The organism is Aquabacterium sp. T101, assembly GCF_057219775.1.
The window spans coordinates 364815-384347 of sequence record NZ_JBXVVZ010000004.1 but is presented as its reverse complement, the minus strand read 5'-3'; the positions used below and the strand labels follow the sequence as shown (position 1 = coordinate 384347).

The following is a 19533-nucleotide window of genomic DNA, read 5'->3' as shown; positions in this document are numbered from 1 at the left end:
CCCAGCTCGCCCTTGTCGCCTTCCATCGCCAGCTTGGCCGAACCCTTCACGATCGGCGTGTCATCGCCCGGGAAGTCGTACTTGCTCAGCAGCTCGCGCACTTCCATCTCGACGAGCTCCAGCAGCTCGGCGTCGTCCACCATGTCGCACTTGTTCATGAACACGATGATGTAGGGCACGCCCACCTGCCGCGCCAGCAGGATGTGCTCTCGCGTCTGCGGCATCGGGCCGTCAGCCGCCGACACCACCAGGATCGCGCCGTCCATCTGCGCCGCACCCGTGATCATGTTCTTCACATAGTCAGCGTGCCCAGGGCAGTCCACGTGCGCGTAGTGACGATTCGCCGTCTCGTACTCCACGTGCGCCGTGTTGATCGTGATGCCCCGCGCCTTCTCCTCCGGCGCCGCGTCAATCTGGTCGTACGCCTTGGCCTCGCCACCAAACTTCGCCGCCAGCACCGACGTGATCGCCGCCGTCAGCGTCGTCTTGCCATGGTCCACGTGACCAATCGTGCCCACGTTCACGTGCGGCTTCGTGCGTTCGAACTTGCCTTTTGCCATTTGTGCGCTCCTGCTGCGTCAGAAGTGAGGTGTTATCCGTAGAACCGAAAACGTTTCGATGGTGCCCATGGCGCGGATCGAACGCGCGACCTCTCCCTTACCAAGGGAGTGCTCTACCACTGAGCCACATGGGCATCGACACGGGCCTGGACTCCTTGGAGGAACCCAGGCCCGTAGCGACCTGGAGCGGGAGACGGGAATCGAACCCGCGTCATTAGCTTGGAAGGCTAAGGTTCTGCCATTGAACTACTCCCGCCTGAGGAGCCGATCACCGTCTTCCTTCGAATTTGTTTCGCCTGGTGGAGGAGGCTGGATTCGAACCAGCGTAGGCGTAAGCCAACAGATTTACAGTCTGCCCCCTTTAGCCACTCGGGCACCCCTCCGCGGCGAACCGGGGACTATAGCACGGTGGCGCCCGGTTCCGGGTGCTCCACGGCATCCGCAGGGCCCAAAGACCAGTCCACCGGCGGCTCTCCCCGGGCCTGCAGCCAGCGGTTGACCGCCCCGAAGTGCCCGCAGCCGACGAAGGGCACCGGCCCGCGCCGGGCCGACAGCGGCGACGGGTGGTTGGCGCACCACACCTCGTGGCGGCCCGAAGCCCGGGCCAGCGGGGCCTTGGCCTGCGCGTGCGCCCCCCACAGGAGGAACGCCTTGGGACCTCCGGACCCAGCGACAGCCTCGATCAGGCTGTCAGTAAGCACTTCCCAGCCGTGGCCGGCGTGGGCGCCGGGGCACCCGTCCTCGACGGTCAGGCAGGTGTTGATCAGCAGCACCCCCTGGCGCGCCCAGGCGCCCAGGTGCCCGTGCCCGGGCGGCGCCGGCCCCAGGTCGCGCCGGACTTCCTGGAGGATGTTGCGCAGGCTTGGCGGCACTTTCTCGCCCACGGGCACCGAGAACGCCAGCCCCTCGGCCTGGCCGGGGCGGTGATAAGGGTCCTGGCCGACGATGACCACCCGCACCGCCTCGGGCGGGGTCAGTTCCAGTGCCTGCAGCACGGCCCCGGGATAGATCAGGGCCCCGGCCTGCTGGCGGGCGCCGATGAAGGCCTCCAGCCGCGGCCCGGCCGGGCCGCGGCGCCAGGCCCGCACGACGTCCGCCCAGGCCGCCGGCGCCCGATCGAGCACGCGGCCGATCGGCTCGACGAGCCGGTTCACCGGAACAGGTCGGCCAGCGCGGCGCCCGGGTCGGGCGCACGCATGAAGGCCTCGCCCACCAGGAAGGCGTGGACCCCCGCGGAGCGCATGCGCTGCACGTCGCCCGCCGCCAGGATGCCCGACTCGGTGACCAGCAGGCGATCGGCGGGCACGCGCGGCAGCAGGCCGAGCGTGGTGTCCAGCGACACCTCGAAGGTGCGCAGGTTGCGGTTGTTGATGCCCACCAGCGGCGTGCGCAACCGCAGCGCGCGGTCGAGTTCGGCGCCGTCGTGCACTTCCACCAGCACGTCCATGCCGAGCGACATCGCCTGGGCCTCCAGATCGGCCAGCTGCGCGTCGTCGAGGCAGGCCACGATCAGCAGGATGCAGTCGGCGCCCATCGCGCGCGCCTCGACCACCTGGTACGGGTCGACGATGAAGTCCTTGCGCAGCACCGGCAGGCCGCAGGCGGCGCGCGCGGCCTGCAGGTAGGCGGCGCTGCCCTGGAAGAAGCGCTCGTCGGTCAGCACGGACAGGCAGGCGGCCCCGCCGCGCTCATAGCTGGCGGCGATCTCAGCCGGCACGAAGTGCTCGCGCAGCACGCCCTTGCTCGGGCTGGCCTTCTTCACCTCGGCGATCACCGCCGGCGCGCCGACGGCCAGGCGCGCGCGCAGCGCGCGCTCGAAGCCGCGCACGTCGCGCCGGGCCTGCGCCTGCTCGCGCAGCGACGCCTCGCTGCGCGCCGCACGGGCCGCCACGATCTCCTCGCGCTTGACCGCGACGATCCGGTCGAGGATGTCGCTCATGCCTTGGCCAGGCGCTGCGCGGTCTCGACGAACTGCGCCATGCGGGCCGCGGCCTTGCCGCTGGACACCGCCTCGCGCGCGCGCTCGATGCCTTCGGCCATGGTCGGCGCGATGTCGGCGGCGTACAGCGCCACGCCGGCGTTGAGCAGCACGATGTCGCGTGCCGGGCCGGGCTCGTCGTCGAGCACCGAGCGCACCAGGGCCAGCGACTGCGCCGGCGTCTCCACCTTGAGCGTGCGGTTGGACGCCATCGTCAGGCCGAAGTCCTCCGGGTGGATCTCGTACTCGCGGATCGCGCCGTCCTTGAACTCGCCCACCATCGTGGCGGCGCCGAGCGACACCTCGTCCATGCCGTCGCGGCCGTACACCACCACCGCGTGCTCCGCGCCCAGGCGCTGCAGCGCCCGCACCTGGATGCCGACCAGGTCGGGGTGGAACACGCCCATCAGGATGTGCGGCGCGCCCGCCGGGTTGGTCAGCGGGCCGAGGATGTTGAAGATGGTGCGCACGCCCAGCTCGCGCCGCACCGGCGCCACGTTCTTCATCGCCGGGTGGTGGTTGGGCGCGAACATGAAGCCGATGCCGGTCTCCTCGATCGAGCGCGCCACGGCCTGCGGCGACAGCGTCAGCGGCACGCCCATCGCCTCCAGCACGTCGGCGCTGCCGGACTTGCTGGACACGCCGCGGTTGCCGTGCTTGGACACGCGCGCGCCGCAGGCGGCGGCGACGAACATCGAGCAGGTGGAGATGTTGAACGTGTGCGAGCCGTCGCCGCCCGTGCCGACGATGTCCACGAGGTGCGTGCGGTCGGCCACCTCCACCTTGGTGGAGAACTCGCGCATCACCTGCGCCGCTGCGGTGATCTCGCCGATGGTCTCCTTCTTGACGCGCAGGCCGATCAGCAGCGCGGCCATCATCGGCGCGGACATCTCGCCGCCCATGATGCGGCGCATCAGCGCCAGCATCTCGTCGTGGAAGATCTCGCGGTGCTCGATGGCGCGGGTCAGCGCCTCGGTGTCGGTGATCGGCATGTCAGCTCTCCTGGGTCAGCACGTCGCGCAGCACGGGGATGGCGCGGTCGATGTCGTCGCGGTTCACGTCGAGGTGGGTCACCAGCCGCAGGCGGTACAGGCCGGTGGCCAGCACCCCGCGCTGGCGCAGCCGCGCCACGATGTCGGCCGGCTTGTCGGGCGCAAGGTCGATGAACACGATGTTGGTGTGCGGGTCGACCACGCTCACGCCCGGCAGGCCCCGAAGGCCCTCGGCTAGAAGGCGCGCGTGGGCATGGTCGTCGGCCAGGCGCTGCACGTGATGGTCCAGCGCGTGCAGCGCCGCCGCCGCCAGCACGCCGGCCTGGCGCATCGCGCCGCCGGTCATCTTGCGCCAGCGCGCCGCGCGCGCGATGAACTCGCGGCTGCCGCACAGGGCCGACCCCGCCGGCGTGCCCAGCCCCTTGCTGAAGCACACCGACACGCTGTCGAAGGGGCGCGCGATCTCGCGCGCCGGCACGCCCGAGGCCACCGCGGCATTGAACAGGCGCGCGCCGTCCAGGTGCGTGGCCAGCCCGCGCCGCCGCGCCAGCGCCGTGGCCGCCTCCACGTAGGCCGGCAGCAGCACCTGGCCGCCCCAGGTGTTCTCCAGCGCCAGCAGCCGCGTGCGCGCGAAGTGCGCGTCGTCGGGCTTGATGGCGGACTCGATCTCGGCCAGGTCCATCGTGCCGTCGGCGCGCTGGGCCAGCGGCTGGGGCTGGATGCTGCCGAGCACCGCGGCGCCGCCGGCCTCCCAGCGGTAGGTGTGCGCCATCTGGCCGACGATGTACTCGTCGCCGCGGCCGCAGTGGCTCATCAGCCCGCACAGGTTGCTCTGCGTGCCGGTGGGCATGAACAGGGCCGCCTCGAAGCCGAGCTCGGCCGCGATGCGCGCCTGCAGCGCGTTGACGGTGGGATCGTCGCCGAACACGTCGTCGCCCAGCGGGGCGGCGCGCATCGCGTCCCACATCGCCGCGGTGGGGCGGGTGACGGTGTCGCTGCGCAGGTCGATCGGCTTCATGCGGCGGCGGGGTAGGCGTCGAGGAAGTTGCGCAGCATGGCATGGCCATGCTCGGACAGGATCGACTCGGGGTGGAACTGCACGCCCTCGAGCGGCAGGCCGCGGTGGCGCACGCCCATGATCTCGCCGTCCTCCGACGTGGCCGTGACCACCAGGTCGGCCGGCATCGTGTCGCGCTCGATCACCAGCGAGTGGTAGCGCACCACGGTGAAGTCCTGCGGCAGCGTGGCGAACACGCCCTGGCCGTCGTGGCGGATGCGGCTGGTCTTGCCGTGCATCGGCACGCCCGCGCGCACGATGCGCCCGCCCAGCGCGGCGCCCATCGCCTGGTGCCCCAGGCACACGCCCAGCAGCGGCACCTTGCCCGCGAAGTGCCGGATCGCCTCGACGCACACGCCCGCCTCGGCCGGCGTGCACGGCCCGGGCGAGAACACGATGCGCTGCGGCTTCAGGGCCGCCATGCCGGCGACGTCGATCTCGTCGTTGCGAACCGTGCGGACGTCCTCGCCCAACTCGCCGAAGTACTGCACCAGGTTGAAGGTGAAGCTGTCGTAGTTGTCGATCATCAGCAGCATGTGCGTCTATCCCTTCGATTCGACTGGATGCTCCGGGGTGCATCCTGATCCGGTAGCCGCTCCGCGGCCCGCATTCGGCGGCCTCGGCGCGCCGTAGGGGTGGGGACGGAAGGCGCCAGCCAGGGGCGCCAAGGAGTGGTCAGGCGGCTGGCTTGCGCCAACGCCAACCGGAACGCGCTGCGGTGATCGGACGGATCGCAGACATGGGCGCATTATGGCCGCTCGAACGCCTCGCTTGAGCGCGAGGCCCTCGGCCCAAGGCGTCCCCGTGGGTCCGCCGCGACGGGTCAAGCCGGCGCGGGGCCCGCGCGGCTTCCACGGTCCCGGCGAGGCGTTCGATGCCTCTTGGGAGCCGGGTCTCCCTTCGGACGGGGCCGGCGGCGACGCGCCGACCCCGGTTCATCACTGACCGCTGTATTCCAGCGACGAGTGGTGCACCACGATGCGCAGCTTGCCGGCGTCGTCCTTGACGAACTTCCAGGTCTTGTCGACCGTGGTCACCTTGCCGTCCTTGCCGGTGATGTTGACCTTGCCCATCGTGGTGGCGCTGTCGCCGGCGATGAACATGGCCGCGTTGTCCACGTCGCACTTGGTCCAGCCCTTGAGCGCGAAGCCGGTGTCCTTCGGGAAGGCCGTATCGCCGCCCACAAAGTAGGCCAGCGCGCCGGCGCGGGTGGTGCGGAAGGTCTGCGGGTTGACGGTGAGCGTGGGCTTGAACAGCACGGCGCCCATCTGGTAGCCGTAGGCGCTGTCGATCACCTTCTCGGCCAGCGCCTTGGCGGCCGGCTGGCCGCTCCTGGCACCGGTGGTGGAGATGTCCACCAGGGCCTTGCACCAGCCCTGCTGGGCGGCCAGCACTTCGGCCTCGGTGATGGCCTGGTTGACGACCACGCCCTTGGCGAAGGCGGGCAGCGCGGCGCCGGCCAGGGTGAAGGCGGCGAGGGCAAGAACGGTTTTCATCGGGGGACTCCAGAGGTTGCAGCGAGCTGCGTTGAGGGGCCGGCCGGCATCGTCCTGTCTCGTTCCCGGCACGACCTGCATTGCACGCGGTGCGGATGGACCGCCGCTGAACCCGCCATGAGCGCCGGCTGAACCGTTCATGAACGCCAGATGAAGCGCGCCGGCACGGGCAGGCGGCGCGACACAATCGACGCATGTTCCGTCGCCGACTCACCCTGTCGCTGGCCCTGCTCGCCACCGTGGCCGTCCTCGAAGGGCTGGGTGCCGCGGCGGCCCTGCGCGTGGCCGAGCGGCAGGTGGAGCGCGGCCGCGTGGCCAGCGACATCCGCACCGCGTTCGTCGAGCTGTCGGCCACCAAGCAGCGGCTTCGCACCTGGGTGGCGCAGCGCCAGCAGGGCGCGGGTGCCGACCCCGAGGTGCGCGAGGCGCTCCAGCGCGACATGCGCCGCACGCTCGAACGGCTGCAGGAACTGTCCGCGGCGGCGATCGAGCTCGACGACAGTGCGGCCACGCGGGCCGAGCACCTGCGGCGGCAGGACGCCATGGCCGTGCTCGCCACCAGCGTGTCCGACCTGGAGCTCGCGGTGAACGCCGCGCAGCCCCTGGCCGCCGGCGCCGACGCGCAGCAGGCCTGGCAGGCCCTGACGGCCGTGTTCGACCGCTCGCAGGGCCGCGACGTGCGCCAGCTCATCGCGGACAGCCTGCAGCGCGAAGCGGCCGCGGTGGAACGCGAGCGCGCCGCGGCCGACGCCACGCTGGCCTGGATGCGCGGCTTCTGGCTGGCGATGGCGTTGACGTTGGCGCTGCTGGCCGCCGCCGCGGCGGTGTACTTCGCGCGGGCGCTGCGGCGGCCGCTCGACCACCTGAGTGCCGGCGCCCTGGCCCTGCAGCAGGGCGTGCTCACCCATCGCATCCCGCTCGACGGCACCGACGAGTTCTCGGCCGCAGCGCGCAGCATGAACACGCTGGCCGCCGAGCTCGAGGTGCACCGTGCCCGCGAGACCCAGCAGCGCCAGCAGCTGGAGGACCAGGTGGCCGCGCGCACCGCCGAGCTGCGCGAGGCCCTGGACGCGCTGCGCGACGCCGACACGCGGCGGCGCCAGCTCTTCGCCGACATCAGCCATGAACTGCGCACGCCCACAACGGCCATCCGCGGCGAGGCCGAGATCACGCTGCGCGGCGCCGACCGACCGACCGAGGAGTACAAGGCCGCGCTGCGGCGCATCGTCGACACCGCCGGGCAGCTGGCCGGCGTCATCGACGACCTGCTGGCCATGGCGCGCAGCGACATCGACTCGCTGTCCCTCGTGAAGAGGCCGCTGGACCTGGCGGGCCCGGTGCGCGAAGCGCTGCTGCAGGCCCAGGCCCTGGCGGCCGCGCGGGGCGTGGCGCTCCACGCCGACGAACCGCCGCCCGGCCGATGCATGGTGCTGGGCGACGCCCAGCGGCTGCGCCAGCTGCTGCTGATCCTGCTGGACAACGCCGTGCGCTACTCGCACGCGGGCGGCGAGGTGCGGCTGTCGTTGCAGCCCGGCGCCGCGGCGGCGGGCCAGGCCCGCAGCTGCTGCGTGGAGGTGCAGGACCACGGCATCGGCATTGCGCAGCACGAGCTGCCCCAGGTCTTCGAGCGCCACTTCCGTGGCCAGGGCGCGCGGCGCCAGCGGCCCGACGGCAGCGGGCTGGGCCTGCCCATCGCGCAGTCGCTGGCCCGGGCGCATGGCGGGTCGATCGAGCTGGCCAGCCAGCCGCAGCGGGGCACCGTCGCGCGCCTGACGCTGCCGACGCTGGACTCGGGCGCAGGGCCGGCAGCGATGCAGCCGGCCACGGGGGCTGCATGAACATCCTGATCGTGGAGGACGACGACCGCATCGCCGGCTTCCTGGGCCGGGGCCTGCGGGCCGAGGGCCACCATGTGCAGCGGGCCGCCGACGGCCCCACGGGCCTGGCCATGGCGCAGGACGTCGCGCGGCAGGCCAGGCCGGACGACGCGCCCACGGTGGTCGTGCTCGACCTGATGCTGCCGGGCCTGAGCGGGCTCGAGGTCTGCCAGAGCCTGCGCGCGTCGCAGGTGGCGCTGCCGATCCTGATGCTCACCGCCCAGGGCTCGCTGGAAGACCGCGTGACCGGGCTGCGCCTGGGCGCCGACGACTACCTCTGCAAGCCGTTCGAGTTCGAGGAACTGCTAGCCCGGCTCGAGGCGCTGGCCCGCCGCGGCCGCGAGCAGCGCCCCCGTCAGGTCAGCCGCCTCGTGGTGGCCGACCTCGAGCTGGACCGCGAGCGCATGCAGGCCAGCCGCGGCGGCCGGCCGCTGCAGCTGACCGCCCGCGAGCTGGCGCTGCTGGAGCTGCTGATGAGCGCGCCCGGCCGCCTGTTCAGCCGCGAACGCATCCTGGCCAACGTGTGGGGCACCAGCCAGGACCCGCTGACCAACATCGTCGACGTCTACATCCGGCGCCTGCGCGCGCGCATCGACGTCGACGGCCTGCCGCCGCTGATCCACACGGCACGCGGGCTGGGGTATCGGCTGGAAGCGCCGCCGGGCCCGTCAGCCCCGTAAGGCCTGCCGGGGCGTCAGAACCCTTCTTCGACCAGCTCCGCGGCGCGGAACAGCGCGCGCGCCTTCTGCTCGGTCTCGGCCCACTCCTTCTCGGGCACCGAGTCGGCCACCACGCCAGCGGCCGCCTGCACGTACAGCGTCTGGTCCTTGACGATGCCGGTGCGGATGGCGATGGCCACGTCCATGTCGCCGGCGAAGCTGACGTAGCCGCAGGCGCCGCCGTAGATGCCGCGCTGCACGGGCTCCAGCTCGTCGATGATCTCCATCGCGCGCACCTTGGGCGCGCCGCTCAGCGTGCCGGCCGGGAAGGTGGCGCGCAGCACGTCGAGCTGGCCCACCTCGGGACGCAGCACGCCCTCGACGTTGCTGACGATGTGCATCACATGCGAGTAGCGCTCGATCGCGAAGGCCTCGGTCACCTTGACGCTGCCGGTGCGCGCGATGCGGCCGATGTCGTTGCGCGCCAGGTCGATCAGCATCAGGTGCTCGGCGCGCTCCTTCTCGTCGGCGCGCAGCTCGGCCTCCAGCGCCGCGTCGGCCTCGGGCGTGGCGCCGCGCGGGCGTGTGCCCGCCAGCGGGCGGATGGTGACCTTGCGCGACGCGTCGGGCAGCCGCTCCTCGCGCACCAGGATCTCCGGCGACGCGCCGACGATCTGGAAGTCGCCCATGTCGTAGAAGTACATGTAAGGGCTCGGGTTGAGCGAGCGCAGCGCGCGGTACAGCGACAGCGGGCTCTCGGTGTAGCGCTTGCGCATGCGCTGCCCGATCACCACCTGCATGCAGTCGCCGGCAGCGATGTACTCCTTGGCCCGGTCGAACGCGCGCAGCAGGTCGGCCTTGGCGAAGTCGCGCTCCACCGGATGCGACGGGCCGCGGCGCACCGGCGGCGCGGTGACGCTGTAGCGCAGCTTGTCCACCAGCTCGCCCAGGCGGCGCCGGGCCTGGAAGTAGGCGTCGGCGCGTGCCGGGTCGGCCCACACGATGAGGTACAGGCGGCCCGACAGGTTGTCGATCACCGCCACCTCCTCGGTCAGCAGCAGCAGGATGTCGGGCGTGTCCAGCCCGCCGGGCTTGATGGTGGCGGCCAGCCGCGGCTCGATGCAGCGCACGGTGTCGTAGCCGAAGTAGCCGGCCAGCCCGCCGCAGAAGCGCGGCAGGCCGCTGTTGACGGCCGGGTTGAGCCGCAGCTGGTACTGCTCGATGAACTGCAGCGGATTGCCTTCGTGGCGCTCGACCACCCGGCCTTCGGTCACCACCTCGGTCACGTTGCCGGTGGCGCGCAGCAGCGTGCGGGCGGGCAGGCCGATGAACGAGTAGCGGCCGAAGCGCTCGCCGCCGACGACGGACTCGAGCAGGAAGCCGTGCGGCTGGTGGCCCACCAGCTTGAGGTAAAGCGACAGCGGCGTCTCCAGGTCGGCGAAGGCCTCGCTGATGAGCGCGATGCGGTTGAAGCCTTGCGAAGCCAGGCTCTTGAATTCGAGTTCGGTGATCACTTCGGTGTCCTTGCGGTACGTCGGGCCCGGGGTGTGGCGGCTCTCGGCGTCGGGTCAGCAGGGCCGGCGGTCCCGGGGGGACGGCGCCGGCGGGCGCGGGTGGGGTGTCAGGCCGCGCGACGCCAGGGCCACGCTCCCCGGCCGGCACGGGCGTGCGGCCTGGACTCGAGCGGGTGGCGGGAAGTGATGCTCATGGTTCGCGGGGCAGTGTATCAGCCGGGCGCAGCGTGAAATACATGGCTGGACACGCCGCGCGCGGCACGCCAGAGTGCCGACCTCGCGACGGCAAGGCCCCCGCAGGGCCGCGCCGAACCCCATCCGACACGACGCGCCCACGAGGCGCCGCTGGAGTCCGCATGCGCTCTCATTTCTTCCGTGCCGCCGTCCTGGCCGCCGCCCTCACCACCGCCGGCGCCGCCCTGGCCCAGAGCCCGGCCCGCGCCGGCGCGCCGCAGCCGATCGAGCTGGCCGGCGTGACCTACGGCCCGTCGGCCAGCGTCGGCAACGCGCCGCTGGTGCTCAATGGCGCCGGCATCCGCTACAAGGCCGTGTTCAAGGTCTACACCGCCGGCCTGTACCTGACCACGCGAGCCGGCACGCCCGAGGCGGTCTACACCACGCCCGGCGCCAAGCGCATGCACATCCAGATGCTGCGCGACATCGATGCCAACGAACTGGGCAAGCTGTTCACCGACGGCATGCAGAAGAACGCCACGCGCGAGGAGTTCGGCAAGGCGATTCCCGGCACGCTGAAGATGGCCGAGCTGTTCGCCGCCAAGAAGCGGCTGGTGGCCGGCGACAACTTCTCGGTCGACTTCACGCCCGGCGTGGGCACCGTGGTGCTGATCAACGGCAGGGCCTCGCACGAGCCGATCCGCGAGCCGGAGTTCTTCACCGCGCTGATGAAGATCTGGCTCGGCCCGAACCCGGCCGACTGGCAGCTCAAGGACGCCCTGCTGGGACAGCCCAAGGGCTGAGGCGCCGCGCGTCAGCGGCCGGCCCGCGCCCAGGGGCCGGGGAGCTCGTCGATGCGGTCGACGAAGGCGTCGGCATCGACGCGGTCGACCGGCTCGCCGTGGTTGTAGCCGTAGCGCACCAGCACCACCGGGCAGCCGGCCGCGCGCGCCGCCAGCGCGTCGTTGGCCGAGTCGCCCACCATCAGCGTGCGCGCCGGCGCGCTGCGCAGGGCGTCGCAGGTGCGCAGCAGCGGCAGCGGGTCGGGCTTGCGGCGCTCGAAGCTGTCGCCGCCGAAGACCTGCGCGAAGTACGGCAGCAGGCCCTTGGATTCCAGCAGCGGCCGGGCGAAGGCCAGCGGCTTGTTGGTCACGCAGGCCAGGCGCCAGCCGGCGTCGCGCAGGCGTTGCAGGCCCTCGGCGGCGCCGGGGTACACGTCGGCATGGCGGCCATTGAGCGCCAGGTAGTGCCGCTGGTACAGCGCCCACGCCGGCTCGTACAGGGCGGCGTCGCCCCCCACCTCGCGCAGCACGCTGCGGATCAGGTGCTCGGAGCCCTTGCCGACCGTGCGCTCGACGAAGTCGCGCGACACGCCGGGCAGCCCCAGCTCCGCCAGCGTCACCGCCAGCACGGCGACGAAGTCGCCCAGCGTGTCCACCAGGGTGCCGTCGAGGTCGACGATGGCGGCCTCGATCGGGCCGCCCGCAGGGGCAGGGGGCAGGGCCACCGGCAGGTTCAGCGCGCCAGCTCGGCGCGCATCGCGGCGATCACCGCCGCGTAGTCGGGCTTGCCGAAGATCGCGCTGCCGGCCACGAAAGTGTCGGCGCCCGCGTCGGCGACGCGGCGGATGTTGTCCACCTTGATGCCGCCGTCGACCTCGAGCCGGATGTCGCGGCCGCTGGCGTCGATCAGCCTGCGCACGCGCTCGATCTTGCTCAGCGCGCCCTCGATGAAGCTCTGCCCGCCGAAGCCGGGGTTCACGCTCATGATCAGCACGAGGTCGAGCTGGTCGATCGTCCACTCCAGAACGTCCAGCGGCTCGGCCGGGTTGAACACCAGGCCGCAGCGCTTGCCCTCGGCGCGGATCAGCTGCAACGTGCGGTCGACATGCGTGCTGGCGTCGGGGTGGAAGCTGACGAGGTCCGCCCCGGCGCGGCAGAAGGCCTGCGCCAGCGCGTCCACCGGCTGCACCATCAGGTGCACGTCGATCGGCGCGGTGGTGTGCTTGCGCAGCGCCTCGCACACCATCGGGCCGAAGGTCAGGTTGGGCACGTAATGGTTGTCCATCACGTCGAAGTGGATCCAGTCGGCGCCGGCGGCGACGACGTTTCGCACCTCCTCGCCCAGGCGCGCGAAGTCGGCCGACAGGATCGAAGGGGCAATGCGGAAGGTGCTCATCGGCGCGAATTCTAGAATCCGCGCCCATGTCGCGCCCCGAACTGAGCTGCAGCGTCAAGGTTTCGTACCTGGACGAGCAATCGCAACCTGCGGCGGGCGTCTTCGCGTTCGCCTACACGGTCACCATCGTCAACAGTGGCGACATCACGGCCCAGCTCGTGGCGCGCCACTGGACGGTCACCGACGCCATGGGGCACGTGGAGGAGGTGCGCGGGCTGGCCGTGGTCGGCCACCAGCCGCTGCTCAAGCCCGGCGAGCGCTTCGAGTACACGAGCTGGACGCGCATCGCCACGCCCCAGGGCACGATGCGCGGAACCTACTTCTGCATGACCGAGGACGCCCACCCGTTCGACGCCCCGGTGCCGGAGTTCATGCTCGCGCGCCCCGAGCAGCTGCACTGACGGCAGGCGGGCGTCTCAGGCGTCCGGGCCCTCATCGTCGTCGCGTCGCTCGCCGCGGCGCCGGCCGGAGAACATGGTCCACCACACGATGAACACCAGGATCAACAGCGCCCCCAGCGCCTCGAGCAGGATCAGCCACATGCGCCTAGCCTACCGCGCCCGCGTCGCCGCCGCGCTGCTCGGCGCAGCGGCCCTGGCCGGATGCGGGCTGCTCGCGTCCGACCCGCGCAGCGACGTGCCGGTGGAGGTGCGCCCCGCGCCCACGCCGACCCTGCCGGCCGCCACCCCGATCGTGCGCGCCGGCTCGCGCTGGCTGCCCGCGGCGTGGCAGGACCTGCCCGGCTGGGGCGCCGACCGGCCGCTCGAGGCCTGGGTGGCGCTGCGCCGTTCCTGCGAGCGGCTGTCGCCCGAGATGGCGCGCGCCTGGCAGCGCGTGTGCGCCGACGCGCTGCGCGCCCCGCCCGCCGACGACGCCGCGGCGCGGGCCTGGATCGAACAGCGCCTCGCGCCCTACCGCGTGATGCCGCTGGACCCGGCCGCGTCCGGCGACGGCCTGGCCACCGGCTACTTCGAGCCGCTGATCGAGGCCAGCCGCGTGCCGCGCGGGGCGGCCCGCGTGCCGCTGCATGCGCCGCCGGCGGACCTGGCCCAGCGCCGCCCCTGGTTCACGCGGGCCCAGATCGACACCCTGCCCGCGGCCCAGGCGGCGCTGCGCGGGCGCGAGATCGCCTACGTGGCCGACCCGCTCGACGTGCTGCTGCTGCAGGTGCAGGGGTCCGGGCGCGTGCGCGTCACCGAACCCGACGGCCGGGTGCAGGTGGTGCGCCTGGCCTACGCCGGCCACAACGACCACGGCTACGTGTCGGTGGGCCGCTGGCTCATCGACCAGGGCGAGCTGCGCGCCGGCGAGGCCTCATGGCCCGCCATCCGCGACTGGGCGCGCCGCAATCCGCAGCGCGTGCCGCAGATGCTGGCCGCCAACCCGCGCGTGGTGTTCTTCCGAGAGGAGCCGCTGCCCGACCCGTCGCTCGGGCCGCGCGGATCGCAGGGCGTGCCGCTGGTGCCCGAGCGCTCGATCGCGGTCGACCCCGCCAGCGTGCCGCTGGGCACGCCGCTGTGGCTCGACACCACCGAGCCGCTGTCGTCCACGCCGCTGCGCCGGCTGGTGATGGCGCAGGACACCGGCAGCGCGATCATCGGCGCGGTGCGCGCCGACTACTTCTGGGGCTGGGGCGATCGCGCCGAGGCGCAGGCCGGCCGCATGAAGCAGACGCTGCGGATGTGGGCACTGTGGCCGCGTTGATGCGGCGCCGCTGATGGCCGCCGGAGCCGGGTTCGTCAGCGCGCCCGGCGCGGCCACAGCAGGTTCAGCGCCAGGCCGCCGATCACCAGCGCGGCGGCCAGCAGCTTCCAGCCCGGCAGCGGCTCGCCCAGCACCAGCGCCGACGCGCCCATGCCGAACACCGGCACCAGCAGCGCCATCGGCGACACCGTCGCCGCCGGGTAGCGCGCCAGCAGCCAGGCCCAGGCGCCGTAGCCGAACAGCGTGTTGCCGGCCGCCTGCCACAGCACCGCGGCCCAGGTGCCCCAGCCCGCGCGCCCGATGCCGGTGGCGATCGCGGCGGGCCCTTCGAACCACAGCGACAGCGCCAGCAGCGGCGGCACCGCGAACAGGCTCGACCAGACCATGAAGCCCAGGATCGGCACCTGGCCCGCCCGCTGCGACACCATGTTGCCGGCGGCCCAGGCCAGCGCGCCCAGCAGCACCATCGCCAGCCCCGCCGGGGTGGCGGCGGCGTCGCCATGCCACGCGATCACGGCCAGCCCGGCGGCGCCCAGCAGCAGCGCCGCGCCCTGCACCGGGCGCAGCGTCTCGCGCCCCAGCGCCAGCGCGAAGGCGATGGTGAAGAACACCTGGGTCTGGATCACCAGCGACGCCAGTCCGGGCGTGATGTCGCTGCGCATCGCCAGGAACAGCAGGCCGAACTGGCCCGCGCCGATCAGCACGCCGTAGGCCGCGAGCGTGCGCCAGGGCACCGCCGGCCGGGCCACGAACAGCGCCGCGGGCAGGAACGCCAGCGCGAAGCGCAGCGTGGCCAGCAGCAGCGGCGGCAGCGTGGCCAGCGCCGACTTGATGACCACGAAGTTGGTGCCCCAGACGGCCACGACGGCCAGCGCGAGCAGGGCGGGCCGCAGCGGCAGCGATGCAGGACTCATGACTGCACTGTACGGGGGCCGGTGCGGGACGCGCCTGGGCCGCGGCCCGCCAGCGGCACGTGCGGCTTCAGCGGCCGCCCGCGGGCGCCGTCAGGTGCGCCAGCGGCAGGGCGCCGCCCGCCTTCACCTCGCCGAGCGAGAAACTGGTGTGGATGTCCTTCACGTTGGGCAGGTTCAGCAGCGTGTCGGTGGCAAAGCGCGAGAACGCGTCGAGGTCGGTGGCCATGACCTGCAGCTCGAACGTGCCGGCACCGCTGATGTAGTGGCAGGCCGTCACCTCGGGCAGGCGGCGGATGGCCTCTTCCAGCGCCTTGGTGGCGCTGCCGGTGTTGCGCTCGGCGTCCACGCGCACGAACGCGAACACGCCCAGGCCGATGCGCCGCCGGTCGAGCACTGCGCGGTAGCCGGTGATGTAGCCCTGCTGCTCGAGCCAGCGCACGCGGCGCCAGGTCGGCGCGGCCGACAGCCCGATGCGCGCCGCGAGGTCGGCGTTGGACAGGCGCGCGTCGGCCTGCAGCGCGGCCAGGATCGCCACGTCGTAGCGGTCCAGGCCGGCGGGATGGGGTTCGGGCTCGACTTCCGGCGCGACCCGGGTCTTCCCTGACTTGGTGCTTCTGAGCGGCATTGGTTCTTGGTTCGCTGATCCAGAGAAAGAATCTTGCCAGAACACCCGCCGCAACGGCAAAGAAGGAAACCACTTGCCGCGGCAAGGCTCCTACACTCCCGCGATCTTCCGAGTGCCCTGGAGCCGCGCATGAACGCACCCCTGCCCGAGTCGGTCCGCAAGGCGCTGGAAAGCGCGACGCTGGACGACAAGTACACGCTGGACCGGGGCCGCGCCTTCATGAGCGGCGTGCAGGCGCTGGTGCGGCTGCCGATGCTGCAGCGCGCGCGCGACGTGGCCGCCGGCCTGAACACCGCGGGCTTCATCTCCGGCTACCGCGGCAGCCCGCTCGGCGGCTACGACCAGGCGCTGTGGGCGGCGAAGAAGCACCTCGAGGCGCAGCACATCGTGTTCCAGCCCGGCGTCAACGAGGAGCTGGGCGCCACCGCGGTGTGGGGCACGCAGCAGCTCGACCTGCATCCGCAGTCGAAGAAGTACGACGGCGTGTTCGGCATCTGGTACGGCAAGGGCCCGGGCGTGGACCGCAGCGTGGACGTGTTCAAGCACGCCAACATGGCCGGCACCGCGCGCCACGGCGGCGTGATCGCCATCGCCGCCGACGACCACGTGGCCAAGAGCTCCACTGCGCCGCACCAGAGCGACCATGTCTTCAAGGCCGCGGGCTTCCCGACCTTCTTCCCGTCCGACGTGCAGGGCATCCTCGACATGGGCCTGCACGCCTTCGCGCTGTCGCGCTACTCGGGCCTGTGGACCGGCATGAAGACGATCCAGGAGGTGGTGGAGTCGTCGTCGTCGGTCTCGGTGGACCCCGACCGCGTGCGCATCGTGCTGCCGCAGGACTTCGAGATGCCGCCGGGCGGCCTGCACATCCGCTGGCCCGACGCGCCGCTGGAGCAGGAAGCGCGGCTGATGGACTACAAGTGGTACGCGGCGCTGGCCTACGTGCGCGCCAACCGCCTGAACCACAACGTGATCGAGGGCCCGAACGACCGCTTCGGCATCATCGCCAGCGGCAAGGCCTACAACGACACGCGCCAGGCGCTGGCCGATCTCGGCCTGGACGACGCGACCTGCCGCGCGGTGGGCATCCGGCTGCACAAGGTCAACGTGGTGTGGCCGCTGGAAGCCACCATCACGCGCGACTTCGCGCAGGGCCTGCAGGAGATCCTCGTCGTCGAGGAGAAGCGCCAGGTCATCGAGTACCAGCTCAAGGAGGAGCTGTACAACTGGCGCCCCGACGTGCGGCCCAACGTGCTGGGCAAGTTCGACGAGCCCGAGGGCGACGCCACCGGCGGCGAGTGGAGCCGGGCCAACCCGAGCGACATGTGGCTGCTGCGCGCCAAGGCCGACCTGACGCCGGCGATCATCGCCAAGGCGATCGCCAAGCGGCTGATGAAGCTGGGCCTGGCGCCCGCGGGCAGCGAGATCGCCGCGCGCATGAACGCGCGCATCGCGGTGATCGAGTCGCGCGAGCGCGAGCTGGCCGCGATGAAGACCGGCACCGGCGAACGCGCGCCGTGGTTCTGCTCCGGCTGCCCGCACAACACCAGCACCCGTGTGCCCGAGGGCAGCCGTGCCGTGGCCGGCATCGGCTGCCACTACATGGCGGTGTGGATGGACCGAAGCACCGACACCTTCTCGCAGATGGGCGGCGAGGGCGTGTCCTGGGTCGGCCAGTCGCCGTTCACGACCGACCGCCACATCTTCGCCAACCTCGGCGACGGCACCTACTTCCACAGCGGCATCCTGGCCATCCGGCAGAGCATCGCCGCGGGCGTGAACATCACCTACAAGGTGCTCTACAACGACGCCGTGGCGATGACCGGCGGCCAGCGCGTGGGCGAGCGTCCCGAGGGCCACTCGGTGCTGCAGATCATGGCCAGCCTCGTCTCCGAGGGCGTGCGCAAGCTCGTCATCGTCAGCGACCAGCCCGAGAAGTACGAGGGCGTCGCGCTGTCGCCCGGGGTCACGGTGCACCATCGCGACGAGCTCGACGCGATCCAGCGCCAGTTCCGCGAGATCGCCGGCACCACGGTGATCCTCTACGACCAGACCTGCGCCACCGAGAAGCGGCGCCGGCGCAAGCGCGGCACCATGGCCGAGCCCGACAAGCGCGTGGTCATCAACGAGCTGGTGTGCGAGGGCTGCGGCGACTGCGGCGTGCAGAGCAACTGCCTGTCGGTCGAGCCGGTGGCCACCGAGTTCGGGCGCAAGCGCCGCATCAACCAGAGCACCTGCAACAAGGACTACTCCTGCGTGAAGGGCTTCTGCCCGAGCTTCGTCACCGTCGAGGGCGGGCAGCTGAGGAAGCCGAAGAAGGAGACCAAGGGCAGCCTGGCCGGCCTGCCGGCGCTGCCCGAGCCGACCCTGCCGGTGGCCGAGCAGGCCTGGGGCATCGTGGTGGGCGGCGTCGGCGGCACGGGCGTCATCACCATCGGCCAGATCCTGGGCATGGCCGCGCACATGGAAGGCCGCGGCGTCGTGACGCAGGACGCCGGCGGGCTGGCCCAGAAGGGCGGCGCCACCTGGAGCCACGTGCAGATCGCCAACCGGCCGGAGGCCATCTTCACCACCAAGGTCGACACCGCCAAGGCCGACCTCGTGATCGCCTGCGACTCCATCGTCGGCGCCAGCAAGGCCACGCTGTCGGCGATGCAGTCCGGCCGCACCTTCGTGGCGCTGAACACGCACGCCACGCCCACGGCCGCCTTCGTGCGCAATGCCGACTGGCAGTTCCCGGCGTCGCAGTGCGAGTCCGCGATCAAGGGCAGCGTGGGCGAGGCCCTGGTGGGCGCCTTCGACGCCGAGCAGGCCGCGCTGCAGCTGCTGGGCGACTCGATCTACACCAACCCGCTGCTGCTGGGCTACGCGTGGCAGAAGGGCCGCATCCCGCTGACCCATGCGTCGCTGATGCGCGCGATGGAACTCAACGGCGTGCAGGTGGACAACAACAAGGCCGCCTTCGAATGGGGCCGGCGCTGCGCGCACGACCTCGCGTCGGTGCAGGCGATCTACCAGGCGGCGCAGGTGATCGAGTTCGTGCGCAAGCCCTCGCTCGACGAGATGGTGGCGCGGCGCGTCGAGTTCCTCACCGGCTACCAGGACGCGGCGTATGCGGCGCAGTACCGCGCCTTCGTCGACCGCGTGCGCGCGGCCGAGGCGCCGCTGGGCAGCACCCGCCTGGCCGAGACGGTGGCGCGCTACCTGTTCAAGCTGATGGCCTACAAGGACGAGTACGAGGTGGCGCGCCTGCACACCGACCCGGCCTTCACGGCCAAGGTGGCGTCGATGTTCGAAGGCGACTACCGGCTGGTGCACCACCTGGCGCCGCCGGCCTTCGCGCGCCGCAATGCGCAGGGCGAGCTGGTCAAGCGGCCCTTCGGTCCCTGGATGCGCAGCGCGTTCGCGCTGCTGGCACGGCTCAAGGGCCTGCGCGGCAGCGCGCTCGACCCCTTCGGCCGCACCGAGGAGCGCCGCACCGAGCGCGAGCTGATCGGCCAGTACCGCGCCACGGTCGACGAGCTGCTGGCGCGGCTGGACGCCGCCCGTCTCGCGCAGGCGGTGGAGATCGCGTCGATTCCCGAGGACATCCGCGGCTACGGCCACGTGAAGGCGCGCCACCTCGCAGCGGCGCGGCAGCGCTGGGACGCGCTGATGGCGCAGTGGCGCCAGGCGGACGCGACCACGGCGCGGGCGGCCTGACCACGGCCCGGCAGCAGGCCGGGCCTCGCGGATGAGGGCCCGGCGGCGCCCGGGCCCGCGCCGGGCGTGACCCCGGGGCCGGGCGGCGCCGGCTTCATGGCAG

At 72.2% G+C, this 19533-nt stretch carries 19 protein-coding genes and 3 tRNA genes; 6 read left to right on the top strand and 16 right to left on the bottom strand.

Features of this window, described 5'->3' with window-relative positions; all coding sequences use genetic code 11:
- The 10 genes from AC2EAQ_RS13485 to AC2EAQ_RS13440 form a co-directional block, all read right to left on the bottom strand.
- Positions 1-560, bottom strand: a 560-nt coding sequence (locus AC2EAQ_RS13485; RefSeq protein WP_484644840.1) for a GTP-binding protein, incomplete at its 3' end; no start/stop codon positions are given.
- A gap of 59 nt (positions 561-619) precedes the next feature.
- Positions 620-694, bottom strand: a tRNA-Thr gene (locus AC2EAQ_RS13480).
- Between the two features lie 48 nt (positions 695-742).
- Positions 743-816: transfer RNA gene (locus AC2EAQ_RS13475), tRNA-Gly, on the bottom strand.
- Positions 817-857: 41 nt separating this feature from the next.
- Positions 858-943, bottom strand: a tRNA-Tyr gene (locus AC2EAQ_RS13470).
- A 15-nt stretch (positions 944-958) separates the two neighbouring features.
- Positions 959-1714: a uracil-DNA glycosylase gene (locus tag AC2EAQ_RS13465; protein WP_484644838.1), complete on the bottom strand. Its 756-nt coding sequence runs from the start codon at positions 1712-1714 to the stop codon at positions 959-961.
- Complete coding sequence (gene trpC, locus AC2EAQ_RS13460; protein ID WP_484644835.1) at positions 1711-2499, bottom strand: indole-3-glycerol phosphate synthase TrpC; 789 nt, start codon at positions 2497-2499, stop codon at positions 1711-1713. Before trpC ends, AC2EAQ_RS13465 begins: the two co-directional genes overlap by 4 nt.
- A complete protein-coding gene (gene trpD, locus AC2EAQ_RS13455; protein WP_484644831.1) occupies positions 2496-3530 on the bottom strand; it encodes an anthranilate phosphoribosyltransferase in 1035 nt (344 codons plus the stop codon). The genes trpC and trpD overlap by 4 nt, the downstream gene beginning before the upstream one ends.
- Before the next feature lies 1 nt (position 3531).
- On the bottom strand, positions 3532-4548 hold the full coding sequence (gene ltaE, locus AC2EAQ_RS13450) for a low-specificity L-threonine aldolase (protein ID WP_484644827.1): 1017 nt from the start codon (positions 4546-4548) through the stop codon (positions 3532-3534).
- Positions 4545-5123, bottom strand: coding sequence for an anthranilate synthase component II (locus tag AC2EAQ_RS13445; protein ID WP_484644823.1), 579 nt, complete (start codon positions 5121-5123; stop codon positions 4545-4547). Before AC2EAQ_RS13445 ends, ltaE begins: the two co-directional genes overlap by 4 nt.
- A gap of 402 nt (positions 5124-5525) precedes the next feature.
- Positions 5526-6083 (bottom strand): metal-independent carbonic anhydrase family protein, encoded by a 558-nt coding sequence (locus tag AC2EAQ_RS13440; protein WP_484644818.1) that lies wholly within the window; start codon positions 6081-6083, stop codon positions 5526-5528.
- Positions 6084-6277: 194 nt separating this feature from the next.
- Here AC2EAQ_RS13440 and AC2EAQ_RS13435 point away from each other — a divergent pair, with 194 nt between their 5' ends.
- Positions 6278-7921, top strand: coding sequence for a sensor histidine kinase (locus AC2EAQ_RS13435; protein WP_484644816.1), 1644 nt, complete (start codon positions 6278-6280; stop codon positions 7919-7921).
- Entirely contained in the window at positions 7918-8640 is a 723-nt protein-coding gene (locus AC2EAQ_RS13430; RefSeq protein ID WP_484644814.1) for a response regulator transcription factor, read from the top strand. The genes AC2EAQ_RS13435 and AC2EAQ_RS13430 overlap by 4 nt, the downstream gene beginning before the upstream one ends.
- Before the next feature lie 14 nt (positions 8641-8654).
- On the opposite strand, the gene trpE is transcribed toward AC2EAQ_RS13430, so the two are convergent.
- Positions 8655-10133 (bottom strand): anthranilate synthase component I, encoded by a 1479-nt coding sequence (gene trpE, locus AC2EAQ_RS13425; RefSeq protein ID WP_484644811.1) that lies wholly within the window; start codon positions 10131-10133, stop codon positions 8655-8657.
- A 356-nt stretch (positions 10134-10489) separates the two neighbouring features.
- On the opposite strand from trpE, the gene AC2EAQ_RS13420 reads away from it, so the two are divergent.
- The gene (locus AC2EAQ_RS13420) at positions 10490-11110 is read left to right on the top strand and encodes a chalcone isomerase family protein (protein ID WP_484644806.1); all 621 of its coding nucleotides are present in this window, start codon (positions 10490-10492) and stop codon (positions 11108-11110) included.
- 11 nt (positions 11111-11121) lie between these two features.
- Here the strand turns inward: AC2EAQ_RS13420 and gph are convergent, their stop codons facing one another.
- Positions 11122-11814, bottom strand: coding sequence for a phosphoglycolate phosphatase (gene gph / locus AC2EAQ_RS13415; RefSeq protein ID WP_484644803.1), 693 nt, complete (start codon positions 11812-11814; stop codon positions 11122-11124).
- Between the two features lie 8 nt (positions 11815-11822).
- Positions 11823-12485 (bottom strand): ribulose-phosphate 3-epimerase, encoded by a 663-nt coding sequence (gene rpe / locus AC2EAQ_RS13410; RefSeq protein WP_484644799.1) that lies wholly within the window; start codon positions 12483-12485, stop codon positions 11823-11825.
- A 26-nt stretch (positions 12486-12511) separates the two neighbouring features.
- On the opposite strand from rpe, the gene apaG reads away from it, so the two are divergent.
- Entirely contained in the window at positions 12512-12886 is a 375-nt protein-coding gene (apaG, locus tag AC2EAQ_RS13405; protein WP_484644795.1) for a Co2+/Mg2+ efflux facilitator ApaG/CorD, read from the top strand.
- Positions 12887-12901: 15 nt separating this feature from the next.
- On the opposite strand, the gene AC2EAQ_RS13400 is transcribed toward apaG, so the two are convergent.
- Entirely contained in the window at positions 12902-13027 is a 126-nt protein-coding gene (locus AC2EAQ_RS13400; RefSeq protein WP_484644792.1) for a hypothetical protein, read from the bottom strand.
- Here AC2EAQ_RS13400 and mltA point away from each other — a divergent pair.
- On the top strand, positions 13026-14189 hold the full coding sequence (gene mltA, locus AC2EAQ_RS13395; protein WP_484644789.1) for a murein transglycosylase A: 1164 nt from the start codon (positions 13026-13028) through the stop codon (positions 14187-14189). The genes AC2EAQ_RS13400 and mltA overlap by 2 nt on opposite strands.
- Before the next feature lie 35 nt (positions 14190-14224).
- Here the strand turns inward: mltA and AC2EAQ_RS13390 are convergent, their stop codons facing one another.
- Together AC2EAQ_RS13390 and AC2EAQ_RS13385 are read right to left on the bottom strand one after the other, a co-directional pair.
- Complete coding sequence (locus AC2EAQ_RS13390) at positions 14225-15088, bottom strand: EamA family transporter (protein ID WP_484644852.1); 864 nt, start codon at positions 15086-15088, stop codon at positions 14225-14227.
- Positions 15089-15170: 82 nt separating this feature from the next.
- Positions 15171-15728 (bottom strand): Lrp/AsnC family transcriptional regulator, encoded by a 558-nt coding sequence (locus AC2EAQ_RS13385; protein ID WP_484644786.1) that lies wholly within the window; start codon positions 15726-15728, stop codon positions 15171-15173.
- Positions 15729-15857: 129 nt separating this feature from the next.
- Here AC2EAQ_RS13385 and AC2EAQ_RS13380 point away from each other — a divergent pair, with 129 nt between their 5' ends.
- Positions 15858-19430: an indolepyruvate ferredoxin oxidoreductase family protein gene (locus tag AC2EAQ_RS13380; protein WP_484644781.1), complete on the top strand. Its 3573-nt coding sequence runs from the start codon at positions 15858-15860 to the stop codon at positions 19428-19430.
- The last annotated feature ends 103 nt before the right edge of the window (positions 19431-19533 follow it).